This is a genomic window from Treponema sp. OMZ 840 (assembly GCF_050937815.1).
In the GTDB taxonomy this organism is placed as follows: Bacteria; Spirochaetota; Spirochaetia; order Treponematales; family Treponemataceae; genus Treponema_C.
Genome location: NZ_JACDIJ010000045.1, coordinates 1 through 577 on the forward strand (window position 1 = coordinate 1; position 577 = coordinate 577).

Sequence of the window (577 nt, forward strand, 5' to 3'; positions counted from 1 at the left end):
ACTGCCTATGGCTTCGGAAATGACTTCAGGAGAAGCACGTTCCCTTACCCTTAAAGACGGAACGCTTTACAGTGCAGGGGATCAACAAAAAGGAACCTCCTCCCGTGCCCGTGTATGGAAAGAAGACACCCTGTACTGGGGAGGCTCTATGCAATGGCTCGGAGCAAAGGCAATTTTAACCGACGGAACTTCCCTCTACATGGCGGGAAAGCTGAACAAAGGCGGAAAAGTGGAAGCTGCCATTGCCAATATAACGGACACGGCAACGGTGCCTAGTGCCCACCTGCATACAAGCGCGGCAGGGGAGAAAGGTTCGGAAGCTTTCGGCCTGTGCGCCTCGCCTTCCGCCTTTTATGCCGTAGGAACAATAGCCAACAGCAACTCCTCCCAAAAAAAAGGTGCCTTATGGACAATAAACAAAGCTCTTAACGAAGCTACCCGCACCGAAACGGAACTGGATACGGGAAGCTCTGTCTGGCTCAAAGCGGTTTGCCTTTTGAACGGTGATGCCTACGCTGCAGGACAGAATGCGGCAGATAAAGCTGCGGTATGGAAGGTTACGGGCACGGGCGCAGGT

The 577-nt window shown here is 53.2% G+C and carries 1 pseudogene; it reads left to right on the top strand.

Features of this window, described 5'->3' with window-relative positions:
• Positions 1-577, top strand: a pseudogene (locus H0R92_RS14045) (hypothetical protein); the annotation flags it as partial.